The 20805-nt window shown below is 67.5% G+C and carries 20 protein-coding genes; 7 read left to right on the top strand and 13 right to left on the bottom strand.

Going from position 1 to position 20805, the window contains the following annotated elements; translation table 11 throughout:
• Window positions 1-308 (bottom strand): Rieske (2Fe-2S) protein (locus tag N7573_RS13480; protein WP_279943189.1); only part of this gene is annotated, 308 nt, incomplete at its 3' end.
• A 178-nt stretch (window positions 309-486) separates the two neighbouring features.
• Between N7573_RS13480 and N7573_RS13475 the strand changes: the two genes are divergently transcribed.
• The 4 genes from N7573_RS13475 to N7573_RS13460 all read left to right on the top strand — a co-directional run bounded on the left by N7573_RS13475 (window position 487) and on the right by N7573_RS13460 (window position 3684).
• Window positions 487-768 carry a hypothetical protein gene (locus tag N7573_RS13475; RefSeq protein WP_005410817.1) on the top strand — a complete coding sequence of 94 codons (282 nt, stop codon included), beginning with the start codon at window positions 487-489 and terminating at the stop codon, window positions 766-768.
• A 75-nt stretch (window positions 769-843) separates the two neighbouring features.
• A complete protein-coding gene (locus tag N7573_RS13470; protein WP_032130205.1) occupies window positions 844-1560 on the top strand; it encodes a fumarylacetoacetate hydrolase family protein in 717 nt (238 codons plus the stop codon).
• A gap of 55 nt (window positions 1561-1615) precedes the next feature.
• Window positions 1616-2020, top strand: coding sequence for a large-conductance mechanosensitive channel protein MscL (gene mscL / locus N7573_RS13465; RefSeq protein ID WP_032130206.1), 405 nt, complete (start codon window positions 1616-1618; stop codon window positions 2018-2020).
• 242 nt (window positions 2021-2262) lie between these two features.
• On the top strand, window positions 2263-3684 hold the full coding sequence (locus N7573_RS13460; protein ID WP_279943188.1) for a M28 family peptidase: 1422 nt from the start codon (window positions 2263-2265) through the stop codon (window positions 3682-3684).
• 146 nt (window positions 3685-3830) lie between these two features.
• On the opposite strand, the gene N7573_RS13455 is transcribed toward N7573_RS13460, so the two are convergent.
• The 8 genes from N7573_RS13455 to dinB form a co-directional block, all read right to left on the bottom strand.
• Complete coding sequence (locus N7573_RS13455) at window positions 3831-4604, bottom strand: TrmH family RNA methyltransferase (RefSeq protein ID WP_279943191.1); 774 nt, start codon at window positions 4602-4604, stop codon at window positions 3831-3833.
• A 52-nt stretch (window positions 4605-4656) separates the two neighbouring features.
• The gene (locus N7573_RS13450; RefSeq protein WP_279913211.1) at window positions 4657-6177 is read right to left on the bottom strand and encodes an alanine/glycine:cation symporter family protein; all 1521 of its coding nucleotides are present in this window, start codon (window positions 6175-6177) and stop codon (window positions 4657-4659) included.
• Window positions 6178-6355: 178 nt separating this feature from the next.
• Window positions 6356-6895, bottom strand: coding sequence for a GNAT family protein (locus N7573_RS13445; RefSeq protein ID WP_279913212.1), 540 nt, complete (start codon window positions 6893-6895; stop codon window positions 6356-6358).
• Window positions 6888-10013 carry an efflux RND transporter permease subunit gene (locus N7573_RS13440; protein WP_279913213.1) on the bottom strand — a complete coding sequence of 1042 codons (3126 nt, stop codon included), beginning with the start codon at window positions 10011-10013 and terminating at the stop codon, window positions 6888-6890. The genes N7573_RS13445 and N7573_RS13440 overlap by 8 nt, the downstream gene beginning before the upstream one ends.
• The gene (locus N7573_RS13435; protein WP_071228524.1) at window positions 10010-11116 is read right to left on the bottom strand and encodes an efflux RND transporter periplasmic adaptor subunit; all 1107 of its coding nucleotides are present in this window, start codon (window positions 11114-11116) and stop codon (window positions 10010-10012) included. Before N7573_RS13435 ends, N7573_RS13440 begins: the two co-directional genes overlap by 4 nt.
• 275 nt (window positions 11117-11391) lie before the next feature.
• The gene (locus N7573_RS13430; protein WP_279913214.1) at window positions 11392-13455 is read right to left on the bottom strand and encodes a TonB-dependent copper receptor; all 2064 of its coding nucleotides are present in this window, start codon (window positions 13453-13455) and stop codon (window positions 11392-11394) included.
• A gap of 72 nt (window positions 13456-13527) precedes the next feature.
• On the bottom strand, window positions 13528-13959 hold the full coding sequence (locus N7573_RS13425; protein ID WP_032130216.1) for a DUF2946 domain-containing protein: 432 nt from the start codon (window positions 13957-13959) through the stop codon (window positions 13528-13530).
• A gap of 327 nt (window positions 13960-14286) precedes the next feature.
• Window positions 14287-15357, bottom strand: coding sequence for a DNA polymerase IV (dinB, locus tag N7573_RS13420; protein WP_279943187.1), 1071 nt, complete (start codon window positions 15355-15357; stop codon window positions 14287-14289).
• A gap of 191 nt (window positions 15358-15548) precedes the next feature.
• On the opposite strand from dinB, the gene fabA reads away from it, so the two are divergent.
• Complete coding sequence (gene fabA / locus N7573_RS13415) at window positions 15549-16064, top strand: 3-hydroxyacyl-[acyl-carrier-protein] dehydratase FabA (RefSeq protein ID WP_005407930.1); 516 nt, start codon at window positions 15549-15551, stop codon at window positions 16062-16064.
• Window positions 16064-17272, top strand: coding sequence for a beta-ketoacyl-ACP synthase I (gene fabB / locus N7573_RS13410; protein WP_014645811.1), 1209 nt, complete (start codon window positions 16064-16066; stop codon window positions 17270-17272). The genes fabA and fabB overlap by 1 nt, the downstream gene beginning before the upstream one ends.
• Window positions 17273-17477: 205 nt before the next feature.
• Here fabB and N7573_RS13405 read toward each other — a convergent pair whose 3' ends face one another.
• The 3 genes from N7573_RS13405 to N7573_RS13395 are packed head-to-tail and all read right to left on the bottom strand — an operon-like array spanning window position 17478 to window position 19920.
• Window positions 17478-18161: an HAD family phosphatase gene (locus N7573_RS13405; protein WP_279913796.1), complete on the bottom strand. Its 684-nt coding sequence runs from the start codon at window positions 18159-18161 to the stop codon at window positions 17478-17480.
• Window positions 18158-18859, bottom strand: coding sequence for a pseudouridine synthase (locus tag N7573_RS13400; RefSeq protein ID WP_279913795.1), 702 nt, complete (start codon window positions 18857-18859; stop codon window positions 18158-18160). Before N7573_RS13400 ends, N7573_RS13405 begins: the two co-directional genes overlap by 4 nt.
• Window positions 18856-19920, bottom strand: a complete 1065-nt coding sequence (locus tag N7573_RS13395) for a class I SAM-dependent methyltransferase (RefSeq protein ID WP_279913794.1) — start codon at window positions 19918-19920, stop codon at window positions 18856-18858. Before N7573_RS13395 ends, N7573_RS13400 begins: the two co-directional genes overlap by 4 nt.
• A gap of 156 nt (window positions 19921-20076) precedes the next feature.
• Between N7573_RS13395 and N7573_RS13390 the strand changes: the two genes are divergently transcribed.
• Entirely contained in the window at window positions 20077-20340 is a 264-nt protein-coding gene (locus N7573_RS13390; protein WP_005407925.1) for a hypothetical protein, read from the top strand.
• 160 nt (window positions 20341-20500) lie between these two features.
• On the opposite strand, the gene N7573_RS13385 is transcribed toward N7573_RS13390, so the two are convergent.
• On the bottom strand, window positions 20501-20791 hold the full coding sequence (locus N7573_RS13385; protein ID WP_032128738.1) for a DUF3247 family protein: 291 nt from the start codon (window positions 20789-20791) through the stop codon (window positions 20501-20503).
• Between the last annotated feature and the right edge of the window lie 14 nt (window positions 20792-20805).

The following is a 20805-nucleotide window of genomic DNA, read 5'->3' as shown; positions in this document are numbered from 1 at the left end:
ACATCCACCGGCACGGCGCGCAGGCGGTCGCCCTTGCAGGGGCCGGCGATGCAGTCGCCGCTGTCCAGCGCGAACGAGGCGCCGTGGGCGGCGCACACCAGGTGGCCTTCGCGGCTCTTCAGGAACTGGCCCGGCGCCCAGTCCAGGCGACGGCCGGCGTGCGGGCAGATGTTCAGGAACGCGCGCACCTGCGCGCCGTCGCGGTACAGCACCAGCGATTCGGCATCGCCATCAACCACCGCTTCGACCTCGGCAAACGCGCCATCGGCAATGGCATCAAGGGCGATCAGGGCAGCGGCGGCAGTCATGGCGAAGGCTCGGACAGTAAACGCGCATTGTCGCACGCCCGCTCAGGTGACTGGCTGCAACATGAACACAAGTCATTGATTCGTAATAAGCACAGGCTATATTTAACGAGTTTTTCACTCAATGACAGTGGCACCTCCCGATACTCTGGTTTCGCTGATCCCAGCCTATCGAGCCGCCATGTTCAATCGCGCATCCGCCTTCAACCAGTTCCGCACCCTGTTCGCGCCGCGCAAGCCGCGTCACCCGCTGGTGCGCGTTGCCGTGGGCCTGCTCGGCCTGGCGATCCTGGCGGCGATGGTGTTCATCGGCGTGTTCGTCGGTGCGGCGATGATCCTGGTCGGCCTGGCGTGGAAGCTGCTGGCCTCGCGCAAGCCGGGCGTTGCCCGTCCGGTCGATCCGACCGTGGTCGAAGGCGAGTACCGCGTGGTGCGCAAGCCGGTGCTGCCGGCCTCGCGTTGATCCACGCCCTACGCGCCCGCTGACGGCGGGCGCCATGCGTTCTAGACTGCGGGCACGCCCTTCCTGGATGCCCGCATGTCCGATGTCTCCGATGTGATCCCTGCCGTAGCCCTGCCGCGTGTGCCGGTAGCCGGTGGCGGCAGCTTCCCCGTGCACCGTATCTACTGCGTCGGCCGCAACTTCGCCGACCATGCCCGCGAAATGGGCGCAGCAGTGCCGGCGGCCGACGATCGCGGCCGTCCGATGTTCTTCAGCAAGCCGGCCGATGCGATCGTGGTCGGCCACGACGATGCCATTCCCTATCCCCCGGCAACCGCCAACCTGCACCACGAAGTGGAGCTGGTGGTGGCGATTGGCCGTGACGCGCCCGTGGGCGAGCTGGCCATGGCCGACGCCGAGGCACTGGTCTACGGCTATGCCGTGGGACTGGACCTGACCCGCCGCGACCTGCAGGCCGCCGCCAAGGACAAGGGCCACCCGTGGGATGCGGCCAAGGGCTTCGATGCTTCCGCGCCGATCAGTGAAATCGTCCACGCCGAGGAAGTCGGCGACCTCGCCGCGCTGAACCTGTCGCTGGAGGTCAACGGCGAGGTACGCCAACAGGCGCTGCTGGACCAGATGATCTGGAACGTGCCGGAGATCCTGCACGAGCTGTCCAAGCTGTGGCAGCTGCGTGCCGGCGACCTGGTGTTCATGGGCACCCCGTCCGGGGTGGCTGCGCTGAAACCCGGCGACCGCTTCAGTGCCCGACTGGAAAACGTGGCCGAGCGCCACGGCGTGATCGCCGGCTGACATCACCTGCGCTACCCTGCGCGCTGTCCACTTCCCCCACCGGAGAAAAACAACAATGGGAATGCTCACCGAGTTCAAGGAATTCGCGATGCGCGGCAACGTCATCGACCTCGCCGTCGGCGTGGTGATCGGCGCGGCCTTCGGCAAGATCGTGACCGCACTGGTCGAGAAGATCATCATGCCGCCGCTGGGCATGCTGATCGGCAAGGTGGATTTCTCGCAGCTGGCCTGGACGTTGTCACCGGCCAGCATCGGTGCCGACGGCAAGGAAATCCCGGCCGTGGTGATCGGCTACGGCGACTTCATCAATACGCTGATCCAGTTCGTGATCGTGGCCTTCGCCATCTTCCTGGTGGTCAAGACGATCAACCGCCTGTCGCGCAAGCAGGAAGCCGCCCCGGCCGCACCGGCCGAGGAAGTGGTGCTGCTGCGCGAGATCCGCGACAGCCTGAAGAAATAAGGGTGCTGGGCGCCGACTGGCGCCCCACCCATCTGTAGAGTCGAGCCATGCTCGACTGGGCGAAATGAAGCAGTCGAGCATGGCTCGACTCTACATAAGCATGTGAAAGCCCCGCCCCGGCGGGGCATTCGCTTTGCCGGTCATGGCGGAAAACAGCGTTCGCGGCAGCCATGACCTCCCGCCCATGCGCCGGGCTGAACGACTGTTAAGCTCCAAGGCTTGGTCCCTTCCCGGAGCTGTCCATGCGTCGCCGCGTCCTTGCCATCGCATCCTCCCTCGCCCTGCTGGCCGCCCCGGCCTTCGCGGCGCCGCACACCACCACCCTGCCCCCGGCGTCGCTGTCCACCGCTGCGCAGCTGCGCGACCAGGCGCTGGCTGACGACACCGGCTGGAAGGTGGTTGAATCGCTCACCACCGAAATCGGCCCGCGCATCGCCGGCAGCGAGGCCGACGCCCGCGCCGTGGCCTGGGCCGAAGCCAAGTTCAAGGCCCTCGGCTTCGACAAGGTATGGAAGGAACCGGTGACGTTCCCGAAGTGGGAGCGCCGCAGTGAACACGCCGCGGTGACCGGCAGGAACCCGCAGCCGCTGCAGATCACGGCGCTGGGTGGCAGCCCGGGCGGCACCGTTGAAGCCGAAGTGGTCCGCTTCGCCGACCTGGCCGCACTGCAGGCCGCACCGACCGGTTCGCTGAAGGGCAAGATCGCGTTCGTCGATTACCAGATGCTGCCGTTCCGCGATGGCCGCGACTATGGCCGTGGTGGCGCGATCCGCAGCAAGGGCCCGTCCGAAGCGATCCGCAAGGGCGCGGTCGGTTTCCTGATGCGCTCGGCCGGTACCGATTCGCACCGCGTGCCGCACACCGGCATCACCCGTTTCGATGAAGGCCTGACCCCGGTGCCGTCGGCGGCGCTGTCGGTGCCCGACGCCGATCAGCTGGCCCGCCTGCTGGCACGTGGCAGCACCACGGTGAAGGTGGCGCTGGACTGCGGTTGGGATGGCACCGCCACCTCGTACAACGTGATCGGTGAGATCACCGGCCGCAGCCTGCCGAAGGAAGTGGTGGTGATCGGCGGTCACCTGGATTCCTGGGACCTGGGCACCGGCGCGGTGGATGACGGCGCGGGCGTGGGCATCACCATGGCTGCGGGTCATCTGATCGGCCAGCTCAAGCAGGCGCCGAAGCGCACCATCCGCGTGATCGCCTTCGCCAACGAAGAACAGGGCCTGTATGGCGGCAAGGCCTACGCCGAGGCGCATGGCAAGGACGTGGCCCTGCACCAGCTGGCGGCCGAGAGTGACTTCGGTGCCGGCCGCATCTATGCCTTCAATACCGGTTCGCCGAACCCGGAAGGCTCGCGCGAAGCGACGAAGCAGATTGCCGAAGTGATGAAGCCGCTGGGCATCGAGTACCAGGCCGACAAGGGTGGCCCGGGCCCGGACGTCGGCCCGTTGGCCGCCAAGGGTGGCGCGTGGGCATGGCTGGCGCAGGACGGCTCGGACTACTTCCACCTGCACCACACCGCTGACGACACGCTGGACAAGATCGACCCGAAGGCGCTGGCGCAGAACGTGGCCGCGTACACCGTGTTCGCGTACCTGGCAGCGGAAGCCGATGGCAGCTTCGGCAGCGAGGCCAAGGCGACCACGCCGCCGAACGAATGATGCGGTAGCGCCGGGCCATGCCCGGCGAACGCAGCGGGAAGGGCGGTGCGAACCAAGGTTCGCACCCACCACTGCAGATCCTGCACCGGGAACCGGACGCGGTCAGATCCCTCGCCTTGGCAAGGGATCTGACCGCGCGCAGAGGTTCAATCGCGGCGGCTCGCCCACTGTGCCAGCAGCACGGCCGTTGCCGAGGCCACGTTCAGGCTTTCCACCGCGCCGCTGCCGGGAATCGACAGCTGCTGGTCACACTGACTGGCCAGGCCGCGGTCCATGCCCTCGCCTTCGGCGCCCATCACGTACACCAACCGTTCCGGCAGCGACGCACGGAACACGTCGTCGCCACCATCAACGAGGGTCGCAGCCAGCCCGAAGCCGGCCGCACGCAGCTGCGCCATCGCCTGGGCGGTCTCCGGCAACTGCACCAGCGGCACCGACTCCGCACCACCTTCGGCCACGCGCGCAGCGGCACCGGACAGCGCAAGCGTGCTGCCCGCCGGCAGCAGCAGCGCCTTGACGCCAAAGTGCGCGGCCGAGCGCAGGATCGCACCGAAGTTGTGCGGATTGCCGACACCGTCCAGCCACAGCGCCAACGCCGGGCCTTCGCCCAGATCCTCCAGCCACTGCGCCAGCGGTACGACAGGCGCGCGCAGCACGTCGGCCACCAGGCCTTCGTGGTGCGTGGTAGCGGCCAGTTTGTTGAGGTCGCCCTCCTCCACCACGCGGTAGCCCACACGGTTGGCCACGCACCACTTCAACACCGGCTGCATGCGCGGAATCAGCGCGTCCACCAGGTACAGCTTGCGCAGCGCCTGCGGGCGCTTGGCGAACAGGGCCTGCACGGCGTTCCAGCCATACAGGCGCAGTTCGTCATTGCCACGCCCCGGCGGTGGCGGGGTGCCGCCCTCACGCGGTGGCAGCGGGGTGGCCCGCGGCGGTCGCGACGACGGGCGGCGGGCGTTCTTCCAGGGATCATTCACTACGGGACAACTCCAGCTTGCGTTGACGCCAGAAATCGGCGTTCTTGATGCCCAGGGCATCGGGGTCGAAAATCGGATCCAGGCCCAGCTTCTTCTGCCGCTCGTAATCGCGCAGGGCCAGCATGGCCGGCTTCTGGATGATGAGGATGGCGATGATGTTCAGCCAGGCCATCAGGCCCACGCCGATGTCACCCAGCGCCCAGGCCAGGGTTGCATTATGGAACGCGCCGAACACCACCATGCCGATGATGCCCAGGCGCAGCACCAGCACGGTCAGCGGACGCTTCTTGTTGTGGTTCACATAGCTGAGATTGGTCTCGGCCATGTAGTAGTACGCCATGATGGTGGTGAAGGCGAAGAAGAAGATGGCGATGGACACGAACGCCGAGCCCCAGCCCGGCAGCACGGCTTCCACACCCGCCTGGGCGTAGCCCGCGCCTTCCGGAATGCCGGCCAGGCCCTGGAAGATCGGCGGGGCACCGGCACCTGCCGCCGAGTACACGTTGTAGGTGCCGCTGGCCAGGATCAGGAACGCGGTGGCGGTGCACACCATCATGGTGTCGAAGTAGATGGCGAAGGCCTGCACGTAGCCCTGCTTGGCCGGGTGCGAGACTTCCGAGGCGGCTGCCGCGTGCGGGCCCGAGCCCTGGCCGGCTTCGTTCGCGTAGATGCCGCGCTTGATGCCCCACTCCACCGCCAGGCCCATCATCGCGCCGAACGCGGCGTGGGTACCGAAGGCGCTGCTGAAGATGATGTTGAACATCTCCGGCACACGGTCGTAGTTGATGATCATGATGACAATGGCCATCAGGATGAAGCCGGCTGCCATGAACGGCACCACCACTTCGGCGAAGTTGGCGATGCGCTTGACGCCGCCGAAGATCACCACGCCCAGCAGCAGCGCCACCACGATGCCGATGCCCAGCTTCAGCGCCTGCACCGACTCCATGCCCATCGTCTGGCCATCCAGCGGACCACACAGCGCGGTGCCACGGCAGGCGTTGATGATGCTGTCGGCGATGGCATTGGCCTGCACGCCGGGCATCAGGAAGCCGGCGGCAATGATCGTGGCGATGGCGAAGGCCAGCGCGTACCACTTCAGGCCCATGGCCTTTTCGATGTAGTACGCCGGGCCACCACGGTAACGGCCTTCGGCGTCCTTGGTCTTGTAGATCTGTGCCAGCGTACATTCCACGTACGAGGTGGATGCGCCGAGGAAGCCCATCACCCACATCCAGAAGATCGCACCGGGGCCGCCGAAGGCGATGGCGGTAGCCACGCCGGCGATGTTGCCGATACCCATGCGCCCGGCCATCGACATGGCCAGGGCCTGGAAGGACGACACACCGGCATCGGATTTCTCACCCTTGACGGTGAGGCGGCACATCTCGAGGAAGCCGCGGATCTGCATGAAGCGCGTGCGCAGGCTGAAGAACAGGCCGGCGCCCAGGCACACGAAGATCAGTGCCTTGCTCCAGATGATGCTGTTGATGAAATGTACGGTAGCTTCCACGCGCGCTCTCTCCAGTCGGCGGGTTGTAAGGACGTCCCGTCGGCTGGAGGGGACCGGTCGATTCTCCCTGATCGAAGGCCGCTGCGGTAGCGCTGTGTTGTAGAGCCGAGCCCATGCTCGGCGTGGTGATGACGGCGGCCGAGCACGGCCTCGGCTCTACCGCGGCCGGCCCGCGTGTTCAGGGCAGCTGCGTGCGCACCCGGGCAAAGCGGCGCAGGTCGTGCAGCACGCCGCGCTTGTAGACCGCGCAGCGGTCCACGCCTTCTTCCTGGAAACCGTTCTTTTCCAGCACCCGGGCCGAGCCGAGGTTGAAGTCGACCACCCCGGCCTGCAGCCTGAACAGGCCAAGTTCGTCCATCACCCAGGGGGCGAACAGGCCGACCACCCGGGTCATCACTCCTTGGCCCCAGTAGGCCTGGCCCAACCAGTAGCCCAGCTCGGCCATGTGCCCGCGCTCGGCACTGCCCTGCTGGGCCCCGACGCTGCCGCAGGCCTGGCCGTCGATCTCGATGGCCAGGTTCAGGGTACCGGGGGCCAGCACGCGGCCGGCGAGGAAGGCCTCGCCATCCTCGCGCGTGTACGGGTAAGGGAAACGATCACGCAGGCCCCGCGATACCTCGGCGTCGTTGGCATGGCGCAGCAGCGATTCCAGATCATCCGGGCGCCAGGGGCGCAGTTGGAAGCCGTCGCCTCGCAGCACGGTGGTCGGATCAGGCATGACCACCCACCGAGGGCGACTCCGCCTCCTGCTTCTCCAACTCACGCTTCACCGCTTCCGGCGAGCGGGTGTAGGGCGCCAGCCGCGCGTAGAACGCCGGCACCACGAACAGCGACAGGAACGTCGAGAGGGTCACACCGAAGATGATCACGATGCCGATGGTGCCACGGCTGGCCGAACCGGGGCCACCGGCCACCACCAACGGAATCGCACCGACCACGGTGGCGATCGAGGTCATCAGGATCGGGCGCAGGCGCACCATCGCCGATTCGATGATCGCCTCGCGCACGGTTCTTCCGTCGTCACGCAGCTGGTTCGCGAATTCGACGATGAGGATGCCGTTCTTCGCGGCCAGGCCGACCAGCATGACGATGCCGATCTGGCTGAACAGGTTCACCGTGCCACCGCTCACCCACAGACCGACCAGCGCGCCGAGCACGCCCAGCGGCACGGTCAGCATGATGGTGAGCGGGTGGATGAAGCTCTCGAACTGCGCGGCCAGCACCAGGTAGACCACCAGCAGGGCCATGGCGAAGGTCAGCAGCACCGCGCCACCGGCACTCTGGTATTCGCGCGATTCGCCCTTCCAGTTCACCTGTGCGTACTGCGGCAGCTCCTCGCGCGTGACCTGCTGCGCCCAGGCAATGGCTTCACCCAGCGGATAGCCCGGCGCCAGGCCCGCGTTGATGGTGATCGAGCGCAGGCGGTTGAAGCGGTTCAGGGTGCCGGCCTCGGCCACCTCACTCAGCGTGACCAGGTTGGACAGCGGCACCAGTTCGCCGGACGTCGCGCGCACGCGGATGGCGGCCAGGTCGGCCGGGCTGGCACGGCCATCGCGACCGGCCTGCACCAGCACGTCGTACTCTTCGCCGTTGTCGACGAAGGTGGTGACGCGGCGCGAGCCCATCATGGTTTCCAGTGCCGAACCGATCGCGGTGACCGGCACGCCGAGGTCGGCCGCACGCTGGCGGTCGATGTTGACCCGCATCTGCGGCCGCGTTTCCTTGTAATCCGAGTCCGGGCCGACCAGGCCGGGGTTGTCGGCCATGCGCAGCAGGATACGGTCGCGCCACTGCGCGATCTCGGCATATTCCGGGCCGCCCAGCACGATCTGGAACGGCTGCCCGCCGCTGCGCACCAGGCCACCGCCCACCTGCGTACGCACGCGCACGCCGCGGATGGTGTCCAGTTCCTTCTGCAGTTCGTTGGCCACTTCCGGCGTGCCTTCGCTGCGCTGGCGCCACGGCTGCAGGAAGATGCTGACGCGGCCGGTGTGCATTTCCTCGCTGGCACCCCAACCACCGGGCACGCGTGGATTGGCGCGCACGATCGGTTTGTCCGGGCCAACATGCGGTGCCAGCATCGATTCCACCTGCTGCACCTGCTGCACGGTGTAGTCGTAGCCGGCACCTTCCGGGCCATCGATCATGATCTGGAACGAACCGCGGTCTTCGGCCGGCGCCAGTTCCGACGGCAGCAGCTTGAGCAGGCCCCAGCTGGCGGCCAGTGCGACCACCATCACCATCAGGTAGATCCAGGTGCGGTCCACGTGGTGGTCGAGCACCCGCCCATAGGCCCCGGCCAGGCGTTCCAGGTTGCGGTTGATGAAGCCATGCAGGCCACGCGGCGCCTGCCCGGTATGCGGCTTGAGCAATTTGGAGGCCATCATCGGCGTCAGCGTCAGCGCCACAAAGGCGGACAACGCCACCGCCGCCGCCAGCGCCACCGCCAGTTCGCGGAACAGGCGCCCGGTATTGCCTTCCAGGAACCCGACCGGCAGGAACACCGCCACCAGCACCGCGGTGGTGGCGATCACCGCAAAGGCGACCTGCGTGGTACCGCGTTTGGAGGCGACCAGCGGCGGTTCGCCCAGGTCGATGCGGCGCTGCACGTTCTCCACCACCACGATCGCATCGTCCACCACCAGGCCGATGCACAGCACCAGGGCAAGCAGGGTCAGCAGGTTGATCGAGAAGTCGAACGCATACAGCGCGATGAATGCCGCGACCAGGCAGACCGGCACCGTCACCGCCGGAATCAGCGCAGCGCGGAAGCTGCCGAGGAACAGCCAGATCACTGCCAGCACCAGGATCATCGCCTCCACCAGCGTGGCGTAGACGCGGTCCACCGCGGCTTCGATGAAGGTGGTGTTGTCGAAGGCAACGAAGATCTGCGTGCCCTTGGGCAGGGTCAGCGCGACCCGCTCGGCTTCAGCGCGCGCAGTACGCGCCACGTCCAGCGAGTTGGCGGTGGAGGTCTTGACGATGCCCAGGCCGATGCCCGGCTCGCCGTTGCTGCGGTAGTACGCGCGGCGCTCGGCCGAGGCCAGCTCGATCTTCGCCACATCGCCCATGCGCACCACGTAACCATCGCGACCCTTGCCCAGCGGGATGGTCGCGAAGTCTTCCGGCTTGATGTAGTTGCGCTCCACGCGCAGGGTGAAATCGCGGTCGGTCGACTCGATGCGGCCGGCCGGCAGTTCCACGTTCTCGTTGCGCAGCGCGGTTTCCACGTCGCCGGTGGTCAGTCCGCGCGCCGCCAGCTGGTCGCGGTCCAGCCAGATCCGCATCGCATAGCGCTGGCGGCCGCCGATGCGGACCTGGGCCACGCCATCGAGACTGGAGAAACGATCGACCACGTAGCGGTCGGCGTAGTCGCTCAGCTCCAGCGTGTCCATGGTCGAGGAGACCATGTTGAACCAGATGATCGGGTCGGCATCGCTCTCGACCTTGGCGATCTCCGGCGGACGCGCCTCTTCCGGCATGCGGTCGGCGACGCGGCTGACCGCATCGCGCACATCGTTGGCCGCCGCTTCGATATCGCGGTTGGAGGTGAATTCGATGCTGACCTGCGAGCGGCCGTTGGTGCTGCGCGCGTTGATCGTATCGATGCCTTCGATGCCGGCCAGCGCATCTTCCAGCACCTGGGTAATGCGGCTTTCGATGACCGCGGCCGAAGCGCCGGTGTAATCCACCGATACCGAAACGATCGGCGGATCGATGGCGGGCAGTTCGCGCAGGGTCAGGCGGGTGAAGGACATCACGCCCAGCACCAGCAGCAACAGGCTCATCACCACGGCGAACACCGGCCGCTGGATGGAGATGTCGGACAGCTTCATCCGCCGTGGCCCTCGGCCGCGACCGGCGCCGGTGCATCAGCCGGCTTGGCACCCGTGGCCGGTGCGGCGTCCTTGGCCGCGACCTTCAGGCCCGGGCGCAGCTTGCCGGTGCCATCGACCACGATGCGCTGGCCCGCTTCCAGCCCCTGCCTGATCTCGACCACGCCGGCACGGCGCGCACCGGTGACCACATCCACGCGCTCGACGCTGTCGTCGGCGGTGATGCGGTACACGAAGGTATCGCGACCGACCTGCACCACGGCGATTTCCGGAATCACCAGCGCCGGGCGCTCGGGGTGGAACAGGCGCACGTCCAGCAGCATGCCCGGGCGCAGGGCATGGTCGCCGTTGGCGAAGTCGGCACGTACGGTCACCGCACGGGTAGCCGGATCGATGCGTGCGTCGACGGTGCTGACCACGCCCTCGAAGGTACGGCCCGGCCACGCCACGCTGGTGGCACTAACCTTGTCACCGACGCCGAGCGCGGCCAGTTCCACTTCCGGCACCTGGAAATCGATGTGCATGTGTTCGATGTCGTCGAGCGTGGCGATCACCGTGGTCGGCGTCAGCAACGTGCCCGGGCTGACCTGGCGGATGCCGAGCACACCGGCGAACGGTGCACGCACGCGGCGGTCACCGATGTCCGACTGCATCTGCGCCACACGCGCCTCGGCGGCATCGCGGATCGACTTCTGCGTATCCAGCGTGGCGCTGGACACCAGCCGCTGCGTGGCCAGCTCGCGCTGGCGCCTGTACAGCTGGTCGGCCTCATGGAAGGTGGCCTGCGCCTGCACCAGCGCGGCCTCCTGGGCCTGCCCGCGCAGGGTCACGATCGGCGCACCAGCGGCAACATGCTGGCCGCTTTCGAAGTGCACCTTCTCGACGATCTCGCTGACCTTGGCCGTGACGCTGATCGATTCGCGCGCCTTGGCCGTACCCAGTGCCTGCAGCGTGTCATTCCACTGCGTGGACTGCACGACCTGCGCGGTGACCGGCACCGCTTCTCCCTGCCGACGGGCGGCGGCCTCCTGTTTGCCCGCGCACCCGGCCAGCACGGCCAGGCTGAGGCCAAGGGCCAGGGTCGAAGCGATGCGAGCCAACATGAACGGTCCTGAGTGATCCACGGCCGCCGAGTGTAGGCAAGCGCCCACAGAAGCGATATGTGCCAAGCGTTTACTGGCGTGGAACCGGCGTCGCGATAGCGCCGTGAACCCGTTCCGTGCAAGGCTGACCGCAGCGGTGTCGGCATGTGTCGAGGTGTATCCAGCCGTGCACCGCAGGCGTTGCCATCGTAGAGTCGAAGCTGCCCGGCAGAGGGCGTCGGGCGGGGGCGGATCCTGGCGGGGATCCGGCCCCGGTTTTTTTTACACCCGGCGGATCAGTACCGGTAGTTCACCTTCATCCACAGGCTGCGGCCCGGCTCGTTGATGCGCACCGGGTCAGCCGGAAAACCGAAGTCGGCGCTGCCGGCCAGATTCAGGTGCTCGCTGTAGGCACGGTCGAACAGGTTGTCGACGCCCGCGCTGAGCTGCAGCTGCGAACTGAAGCGGTAAGCAGCGTTGAGCGCGAAGGTGGCGAAGCCGGCACTCGGCCCCAGGTCCTGCGCGACCACATTGCCTTGGCCATTTGCGACACGATGCTGGTGGGTCACCGCGCGCAGCAGCGCACCGGCACTCCAGCGCTGGCCTTCCCAGTTCGCGCTCAGGCGTGCTTCCAGTGGTGGCATCTGCGGCAACGGGCGATGCTGGTCGCGGTTCTCGCCCCAGGCATAGGCCAGCGTGCCGCCCAGCTTCCACTGCTCGGCCACGCTCACTTCCAGGCCCGCCTCGGCACCAGCGATACGTGCATCAACGTTGCGGGCCTGGCTCATGCCCATCATGCCGCTGCCGTGGTAGGTGAACAGAATGTAGTCCTGGATCTGCCCGGCGTACGCCGAGACCCAGGCCTGCACACGGGGCCCCTTGTATTGCATGCCCACATCAAGCTGGGTGGTGCGCTCGGGCTGCACGCCGGTGAACGCGTTCACCGCACCGGCCGGGCCGTGGTTGGGCGAGAACAGCTCCCAGTAGTCGGGCATGCGTTCACTGTGGCCGAGGCCGGCGTACCAGGTCAGGCCATCGGCCAGGTCCTGCTCGTAGCGCAGGAAGCCGCTGCCAAGCCATTCCTTGCGCTGCAGGCCAGCGGTCGGATTCGGCCGGTTGCCCATCATCCCGCGCACCGACTGCCGCTCATCGCGGACGCTGGCGCGGTCGATGCGCAGGCCGCTGATCCAGCGCTGGTCGGTGTCGGCGCCGAGGGTCAACTCGGTGAACACGCCATAGCGGCGGAAGTTGGCATCGGTTTCCCAGGCGGCCTGGCGGTAGGTGTCGCGGCCCATGCCCATGCGGCCACGATGGCGGCTGTCTTCGCCATCCATACCCGCCACCAGCTGCACATCCTGCCAGCGCCACTCGGAACTGACCCGGCCGCCCTGGGTACGGCGATCCACGTTCGACGCCATCGGCATCGGCATCATGCTGTTCGGGTTCGGCGTGCGCAGCGTGTAGTTGTCCATCACATGGTCGGCGTTGTTGTAGTACACGTTGGCCTGCAACGTGTCCCATGCCCCCGGCAGGTTGCGCTTCTCGAAACGCGCCGCGTAGCTCGTGCGTTCGAACGCGGCACCGTCCATGCCACGGCCCGCGTAACGCGCGATCGCATCACCGGCACCGGCGGAAATTTCCAGCAGCGTGTCGGCATCCGGCGTCCAGCCGATGGCTACGTCACCGTTCCACTTGCGCCACTTCGACGGCACCACGTCACCGTGGCCGTCCTTGTAGTCATCGGCTTCGGAACGGTTGCCGCTGGCGCGTACGTAGCCTGTCGGGTTACCCAGGGTCAGGTCCAGCACCTGGTCGTTGCGGTTGCGCGAACCGACCAGCGCACTGGCATCGGCACGCAGGCCCGGCTCCTCGAAGCGCGGCGTATCGCGCTCGAAACGCACGGTGCCGGCCGACGCGCCCGCCCCCCAGCGCACGCTCTGCGGGCCCTTGATGATGGTCAGCCGGTCGAAGCTTTCCGGCGCGATGTAGGACAGCGGATTGTCCATGCGCGACGGGCAGGCACCGATCAGGTTGCCATCGTTGCTGAGGATGTTCAGGCGCGAACCGAACATGCCGCGCAGCACCGGGTCGCCGTTGGTGCCGCCGTTGCGGATGGCGGAGAAGCCGGGGACGGTCTTCAGGTAATCGGCACCGTCGCTGGCCGGCACCGGCTGCCGCGGCAGGCGCGGGTCGGTCACCCAGTGCAGCGGGGACGACGGTGCGGCGGCGGTGACCACCATCGTGTCGAGGGTACGTGCCTCTTCGGCAGGCGCAGCATGGGCCAGTGACGCGGCCACGGCCAGGCCAAGGGCAACCGGCAGGCGCGCGCAGGCGCCCGCGGGGCGGGAAGTCATTTTCATCGGAACAGCTCCAAAGTACGCACGCGCGCACGGCGCCCGGTCAGGCGTCGTGCGGCAGATTCGATAGGGATATCAGCGGACGAAGGAGAGGCGCGGCGGCCCGCGCGCGGCATGCGCCGGCCAACGCAGCGCCGGCAGCACCTGTTGCGACCACGGGAACACCAGGCGCGGCCGCCACAGCAGCGGCAACAGCAGCACCAGCACCGCCAGCCACGGCAGCAGGCGCATTGCCAGCACGCAGTATTCGCAGGCTTCGCCGTGCATGGCGTGGGGGTCGGGCGGGCGGCTGGGCGCGGCCGGCGCGGCGCCGTGCTGATCGTGCCCGGCCATGGCCATGTCGTGCATGTCATGGCCCATGGCGGCGTGGTCCATGCCTGCCATCGCGGCATGCTCCATCGGCTGCGCCTGCAGCGCGCGGCTGACCAGTGGCGCAAGCACCATCAACAGCGTCGCCAGAACGGCGAGCTGGAGCAGGAGGCGCTGCGGGCGGGACAGGCGGGTCACCCCGCTAGTGTAGAGCCGGGTCCAGGGTTGCCCGTGCGACGAACCGTCGCAGGAGGGGTTTTTCGGCAGGGCTGCGCCCTGCACCCGCAGAGGCCACGTCCACGGCAAGAGCCGAAGCAACATCAAAAGCTGGCTTCCTGTGGGTAGGCGGGGTTGGTCCGGTTGCGGGGGACGCTGCAAGTACGTCCATGTAAGCTCGGTCGCGCCATCCATGGCGCTCACGCCCCCGCAACCGGACCCACCCCGCCTTCGACAGTTCTCTGCGATCTGCCTGGATGGCACAGCCTGCTTTTGGTGGGTGCCGACCGTTGGTCGGCACGGCAATGATCAGTGCTCGAACAATTCGCCCTGCACCATCGGTTCCTTTTCGCGGAAGCCGCTCAGCCCGACGCCGACCAGGCGGTAACGCGTCTCCGCCGGCAGGTCGACGCGGGCGCGCAGGGCCAGGGCGATGTCGCGCAGTTCTTCCATCGATTCCGGCGGGCGCTCCGGGGTGAAGCTGCGGGTGAGGATGCGGAACTGCGCGGTCTTCAGTTTCAGCACCACGGTGTGGCCGACGCGTTCGGTCTTGCGCGTGGCATTCCAGGTCTTCTCTGCCAACTGCACGATTGCCTCCCCCAGGTCTTCCAGCGGCAGATCCTCGGCGAAGGTGTCTTCGGAGGAGATCGACTGCACCTGCTGGTCCGGCTCCACCGGCCGCTCGTCGATGCCGCGTGCGCGGTTGTACAGGCTGCGGCCGAAGCTGCCAAACGCCTCTTCCAGATCGATCAGTGCCCACTGCCGCAGGTCACCGCAGGTGACGATGCCGCGAGCGGCCAGCTTGCCTTCCATCACCTTGCCGACGCCGGGCACGCGGTTCACCGGCAGCGGCAGCAGGAACGCGTCCACCCGCTGCGGCGGAATCACGAACTGGCCATCGGGCTTGCGCCAGTCCGAAGCGATCTTGGCCAGGAACTTGTTCGGCGCGATCCCGGCTGAAGCGGTCAGGTTTGTCTCCTCGCGGATCTGCGCACGGATGGTACGGGCGATATCGGTGGCCAGTTCGATGCCGCTCTTCGGCTCGGTCACGTCCAGATAGGCCTCGTCCAGCGACAGCGGCTCGACCAGGTCGGTATGGCGCAGGAAGATCGCGCGTACCTGTTGTGACACCGCCTTGTAACGCGCGAAGTCCGGCGGCACGAAGATCGCGTCCGGGCACAGGCGCTCGGCACGCACGGCAGGCATCGCCGAACGCACGCCGAACACGCGTGCCTCGTACGAGGCCGCGCACACCACCGAGCGCGCGCCGCGCCATGCCACAACCACCGGTTTGCCGCGCAGTGACGGATCGTCGCGCTGCTCCACCGACGCGTAGAACGCGTCCATGTCGACGTGGATGATCTTGCGCAGTCGGGTCATGTCAGGCGAAAAGGGCGGGGGCGTGCCGAACGGGCCACACGCCGAAGTATGGTCGTTGCACATCAACAGGATGCGCGTATTCCATTGAAAACACTACGGTTGCGTACGGTTGAAATGTTTGATCGGCGCAGTTTCCACGGGCATCCTCGAGCGCTTGTTTCCCTGTTTCCCCGCTTCCAGGATTGTGCTTCATGACCCGTCTCCACGCGTTCAACCGCGAACAGCTGCTGGCCAGCGCACGCGGTGAACTGTTCGGCACCGCCGCCGGCCGTTTGCCCAACGATCCGATGCTGATGTTCGACCGCATCACCGACATCCGCGAGGACGGCGGACCGCATGGCAAGGGCATGGTACGCGCCGAACTGGATATCCGCCCGGACCTGTGGTTCTTCGGCTGCCACTTCATCGGCGACCCGGTGATGCCCGGCTGCCTCGGCCTGGATGCCATGTGGCAGCTGACCGGCTTCTTCCTGACCTGGCTGGGCGCCCCCGGCAAGGGCCGCGCACTAGGCTGCGGCGAGGTGAAGTTCACCGGCCAGGTACTGCCGGAGGCCAAGCTGGTGCGCTACGAGATCGACATCAGCCGTGTCATCAACCGCAAGCTGGTGATGGCCCAGTCGGACGCCCGCATGTACGTGGATGACCGCGAAATCTACAGCGCGCGCGACCTGCGCGTCGGCCTGTTCACTGAAACCGGGAGCTTCTGATGCGTCGCGTCGTCATCACCGGCATGGGCATCACGTCCTGCCTCGGCAATGATCTGGATACCGTTTCGGCTGCGCTGCGCGAAGGGCGCTCGGGCATCACCGCCCTGGCCGACCACGCCGAAGCGGGCCTGCGCAGCCAGGTAGGCGGTCGCGTCGACCTCGACCTGGAGGCGCTGATCGACCGCAAGCAGAAGCGCTTCATGAGCGATGCGGCGGCCTTCGCCTACCTGTCCATGCGCGATGCGATCGCCGATGCCGGGCTCAGCCCCGAGCAGGTCAGCAACCTGCGCACCGGCCTGATCGCCGGTTCCGGCGGCGGCTCCAGCGAATGGCAGATCGGCGCGGTCGACCTGCTGCGCGAACGTGGTGTGCGCAAGGTCGGCCCGTACATGGTGCCGCGCACGATGTGCTCGACGGTCTCGGCCTGCCTGGCCACCGCCTACCAGATCAAGGGCGTCAGCTACTCGCTGTCGGCTGCCTGCGCGACCTCGGCGCACTGCATCGGCGCCGCCGCAGACATGATCCGCCACGGTGCGCAGGACATCATGTTCGCCGGTGGTGGCGAAGACCTGCACTGGTCGATGAGCGTGATGTTCGATGCGATGGGTGCACTGTCGACCAGCTTCAACGAAACCCCGGCCAGCGCCTCGCGTCCGTACGACAAGGACCGCGATGGCTTCGTCATCGCCGGTGGCGGCGGCATGCTGGTGCTGGAGGACTACGACCACGCGGTTGCGCGCGGTGCGCACATCCATGCCGAGCTGATCGGCTATGGCGTGACCTCCGACGGCGCCGACATGGTCGCGCCGTCCGGTGAAGGCGCGGTGCGCTGCATGAAGATGGCGCTGCAGGGCGTGGATCGTCCGCTGGACTACCTCAACACCCACGGCACCTCCACGCCGCTGGGCGACGTCACCGAGCTCAACGCGATCCGCGAAGTGTTCGGCGATGCGGTGCCGCCGCTGTCCTCGACCAAGGCGCTGTCCGGCCATTCGCTGGGTGCGGCCAGCGTGCATGAGGCGATCTACTGCCTGCTGATGATGCGCGATGGCTTCGTTGCCGGTTCGGCCAACATCGGCGAACTGGACCCGAAGGTGGAAAGCTTCCCGATCCTGCGCGAGAGCCGCGAGCAGAAGCTGGATACCGTGATGTCCAACAGCTTTGGCTTCGGTGGCACCAACGCGGCGCTGGTGTTCGGGCGGGTGTGATGGGAAGGCGTGCCGACCAACGGTCGGCACCCGTAGAGTCGAGCTTGCTTGACTGCATTGAAAAGCGTGCCAACCAAGGTCGGCACCTACCGGGGCGTTTGGGCGTGCCAACCAAGGTCGGCACCTACCGGGGCATTGGGTGTGCCAACCAAGGTTGGCACCTACCGGGGCATTGGGTGTGCCGACCCACGGTCGGCGCCCACCGTTACCTCGGCAGCAGCGGCAGCAGCAGCGCGTGCGCGTCCACCAGCGAGCCGACGATGCGGTGGCCCAGTGCGCGCAGCTCTTCATCCGGATGCACCAGGTCCGGCACCTGGATCACGGTCATGCCGGCTGCCAGCGCTGCACGCGTGCCGGCCGGTGAGTCTTCCAGCGCCAGGCAGCGCTCGGGCACCTGGCCCAGCCGCTGCGCGGCCAGCAGGTAGATATCCGGCGCCGGCTTCGGCCGCGCCACATCACCACTGGTGATCACGGCATCGAAATACGGCAGCAGGCCGGCAGCGGCCAGCTTGCGGTTGGCCTGCGGCTGCCGCGTGGTGGTTGCCACCGCGCGCGGTACCGCGTGCGCTGTCAGCAGCTCCAGCAGCTCCAGAATGCCCGGACGCAGCGGCAGGCCGGTCTGTGTGCGTGCTTCATACAGTTCATGGCAGCGTGCGGCCACCGCCTCGATCACGCTGTCCTCGATACCCTGCGCACGCAGCAACGCGTGCGTGTCACGGTCACCGAGGCCGACCATGCGCAGGAACACCGTCTCGTCCAGGCCCAGCCCGAATTCGTCGGCCGCCTCGCTCCAGCAGGCCAGCGAGACCCGCTCGCTGTCGATCATCAGGCCGTCCATGTCAAAGATGACGGCGTCGGGGAGGAACGGCAGCGCAGCGATGGTGGTCATGGAGCGAACAGCGTATCCAGATCGGTGGAGGTGAGCTGCCGCCATTGCCCCTCGTCCAGTCCCCGCAGGTCCAGCCCGCCGACACGGCTGCGGTGCAGGGCCTGCACGTGGTTGCCTGTGGCGGCGAACATGCGGCGTACCTGATGGTAGCGGCCTTCATGCAGCACCAGGCGTGCGCGACGCGCATCCAGCACTTCCAGTTCAGCCGGCAGCAGGGGGGTCTTCTCGGACTCCAGCATCAGCGTACCGCTGGCGAACAACGCCACTTCGTCGCCGCGCAGGTCGTCGCTCAGTTCCACTTCGTAGACCTTGGGCAGCTTCGACTTCGGCGAGATGATCCGGTGCAGCAGGCCACCATCGTCGGTCAGCAGCAGCAGGCCGCTGGTCTCGCGGTCGAGGCGGCCCACGGTGGACAGCACCGGATCGCGGTCGCGGAAGCGCGGCGGCAGCAGGTCGTAGATCAGGCGGCCGGTGTCCTTGGTCGAACAGGTGTAGCCGGCCGGCTTGTGCAGCGCGATCGACAGCCCCACCGGCGGGTCCAGCGGCTCGCCATCGACCCGGATCGCCTCGTGCGGCACCTGGTCGTCGGCATACAGCACCTCGCCATCGGCGTCGGTGACGCGGCCTTCGCGGAACATCCACTGCACCTGCTTGCGGCTGCCATAGCCCAGGTTGGCGATAAGCTTGACCAGCTTCACTTGCCCTTCCCCTTCACCGCTTCCACCAGCTTGAAGCCATCACGCTCGGCGATCACGCGCACCGCGCCAAAGCTCTCGTTGAGCGTGTACTCGTACGGCAGGTGGCGGTTGGCCACCACGTACAGGCGTCCGCCCGGGCGCAGCGCCTGCGCGGCCACGGCGATGAAGCGCTGGCCGATGTCCGGGCGATCGGCGCGCGAGGGCGTGTGGAACGGCGGGTTGCTGATGATGACGTCGTAGCCCGGCTCGATGCCGGCGGTGACGTCCTGCCACAGGAAGCGCAGCGGCAGCGCGCGCGGCGGCGGCGCCAGGTTCAGTTCGGCCAGGGCCAGCGCACGCTGCTCGGCTTCGTACAGATCCAGCGCGGTGATCTTCGGGCAGCGTTCCAGCAGCTCGCGCGACAGGTAGCCATAGCCCGCGCCGAGGTCGGCGGCACGCCCGGCCAGGTCGGCCGGCAGGTGCTCGGCCAACAGCGCCGACGCCGGGTCGATGCGATCCCAGGCGAACACGCCCGGGCGGCTGAGGAAACGGCCGCCGACGATTGGCCGCACCGCATCCAGTGCCGACCAGCGCTTGGCCAGGTCGGCGTCATTCTGACCCTGCATCGGGGCGGTCCAGTACACGCGGCAGTGGTTCTTGGTCAGGCTGCCGCCGAGGCCGGTCAGTTGCTTGAGGTCGCCCTCGCCCGAACGTGCACCTTCGTTGTTGGACTGGCAGGCGACGATGCGACCGCCGTCGGCGACCAGCGCCAGCGCGCGCGCGAACAGGGCACGGGCCTCCTCGCGCTGGCGCGGCGGCAGCACCAGCACCAGCGGGTAGCGGCCCTTGCCGGCCACATCATCCAGCTGGCCGCTGACGGTCCAGCCGGCGGCCTGCTGCAGCGGCTGCGCGAACGGGGCAAAGCTCTGCTCGCAATGCACTTCGCGGTTGCCGGCCACTTCGCGCAGCGGCCAGCCGTCGCGGGCACGCAGGAAGGCCACCGGGCCCTCCGGCCAGCGCAGGGCGCCTTGGGAGAACGGCAGGAACAGGGTCTGCAGGGGGGCGTCGTCGCTGGAGGCCATCGGCGCGGGTACTTCAAGCGTGAGGGCCGTCCATTGTACCGGCTTGGCCGGGCCGGCCCCGGCCGCCGCTTTGCGAAACCCGAACGGGGCCTTGATCTGCCAGCAACATTGAAACGTTCAGGGTAGAGGCTCCCCCGGAAACCCAGGAGAACCTGCATGCGAGCCTTGTTCGTCGGTGGCGTGGTCGACAACAGTGAAATGGACCTGGAAGGCAGCCATCCGCCCGTGCATTACCCCGAGGACACCGGCGGTGGCCACTCGCGCTACCGGCTGCACCAGGTCGGCCATGGTGCCGACGGAAGCGTGGCCTATGCGGTGTACGGCGCACCGGACCTGGCCGACGACGAGGTGGCGAGGGTGGCGGAAGAACGCGCCTATGCGCGCCGGTTCGAGGCGACGCCTACGTTGTTCGAGCATTGATCCCAACAGCCACGCATGGCGTGGCTCTACTGCAACCTCTGGAAAATCCACGCTGTGCGTGGACGGCATGAGGCCTGGCCGATGACGAGGTCACGCACATCCATGCGTGGCCCTTTCCAGTAGATCCACGCCATGCGTGGATGGGCGCGGCAGGTTGCCGTCAAACCCTCGGCGGCAACCTGCGGATGCTGGCAATCTCATCCAGCCACACATGGTGCTGCTGCACCGGCGTGTCGTAGTCGTCCAGGCGCAACTGGCCGTTGCTGCCTTCGTCGCCGGCCTCGTTGCGGTATTGCTGCACCGTCGGTTTCACGGCGACGGTGCCGAGCAGCCGGCGACCATCCTGCAGGGTCAGTTCCACCTGCGTTTCGCCTTCCAGCTGCGGCAGCAGGGCTTCCAGGCGCGCGATCTGCGCCGGATCGGTGTGGATGCGGGGAGCTGTACGGGACATCGGCGACCTCCTGC

This window comes from Stenotrophomonas sp. GD04054 (assembly GCF_029836955.1).
Taxonomy (GTDB): domain Bacteria; phylum Pseudomonadota; class Gammaproteobacteria; order Xanthomonadales; family Xanthomonadaceae; genus Stenotrophomonas; species Stenotrophomonas maltophilia_A.
This window is presented reverse-complemented; position numbering and strand designations above follow the sequence as displayed.

Coding starts and splice junctions, on each gene's coding strand:
- mscL (WP_032130206.1), top strand. CDS start 1,616: ATGGGAATGCTCACCGAGTTCAAGGAATTCGCGATGCGCGGCAACGTC.
- fabB (WP_014645811.1), top strand. CDS start 16,064: ATGCGTCGCGTCGTCATCACCGGCATGGGCATCACGTCCTGCCTCGGC.
- N7573_RS13460 (WP_279943188.1), top strand. CDS start 2,263: ATGCGTCGCCGCGTCCTTGCCATCGCATCCTCCCTCGCCCTGCTGGCC.
- N7573_RS13435 (WP_071228524.1), bottom strand. CDS start 11,116: ATGTTGGCTCGCATCGCTTCGACCCTGGCCCTTGGCCTCAGCCTGGCC.
- dinB (WP_279943187.1), bottom strand. CDS start 15,357: ATGACCCGACTGCGCAAGATCATCCACGTCGACATGGACGCGTTCTAC.
- N7573_RS13445 (WP_279913212.1), bottom strand. CDS start 6,895: ATGCCTGATCCGACCACCGTGCTGCGAGGCGACGGCTTCCAACTGCGC.
- N7573_RS13390 (WP_005407925.1), top strand. CDS start 20,077: ATGCGAGCCTTGTTCGTCGGTGGCGTGGTCGACAACAGTGAAATGGAC.
- N7573_RS13405 (WP_279913796.1), bottom strand. CDS start 18,161: ATGACCACCATCGCTGCGCTGCCGTTCCTCCCCGACGCCGTCATCTTT.
- N7573_RS13440 (WP_279913213.1), bottom strand. CDS start 10,013: ATGAAGCTGTCCGACATCTCCATCCAGCGGCCGGTGTTCGCCGTGGTG.
- N7573_RS13475 (WP_005410817.1), top strand. CDS start 487: ATGTTCAATCGCGCATCCGCCTTCAACCAGTTCCGCACCCTGTTCGCG.
- N7573_RS13430 (WP_279913214.1), bottom strand. CDS start 13,455: ATGAAAATGACTTCCCGCCCCGCGGGCGCCTGCGCGCGCCTGCCGGTT.
- N7573_RS13470 (WP_032130205.1), top strand. CDS start 844: ATGTCCGATGTCTCCGATGTGATCCCTGCCGTAGCCCTGCCGCGTGTG.
- N7573_RS13395 (WP_279913794.1), bottom strand. CDS start 19,920: ATGGCCTCCAGCGACGACGCCCCCCTGCAGACCCTGTTCCTGCCGTTC.
- fabA (WP_005407930.1), top strand. CDS start 15,549: ATGACCCGTCTCCACGCGTTCAACCGCGAACAGCTGCTGGCCAGCGCA.
- N7573_RS13385 (WP_032128738.1), bottom strand. CDS start 20,791: ATGTCCCGTACAGCTCCCCGCATCCACACCGATCCGGCGCAGATCGCG.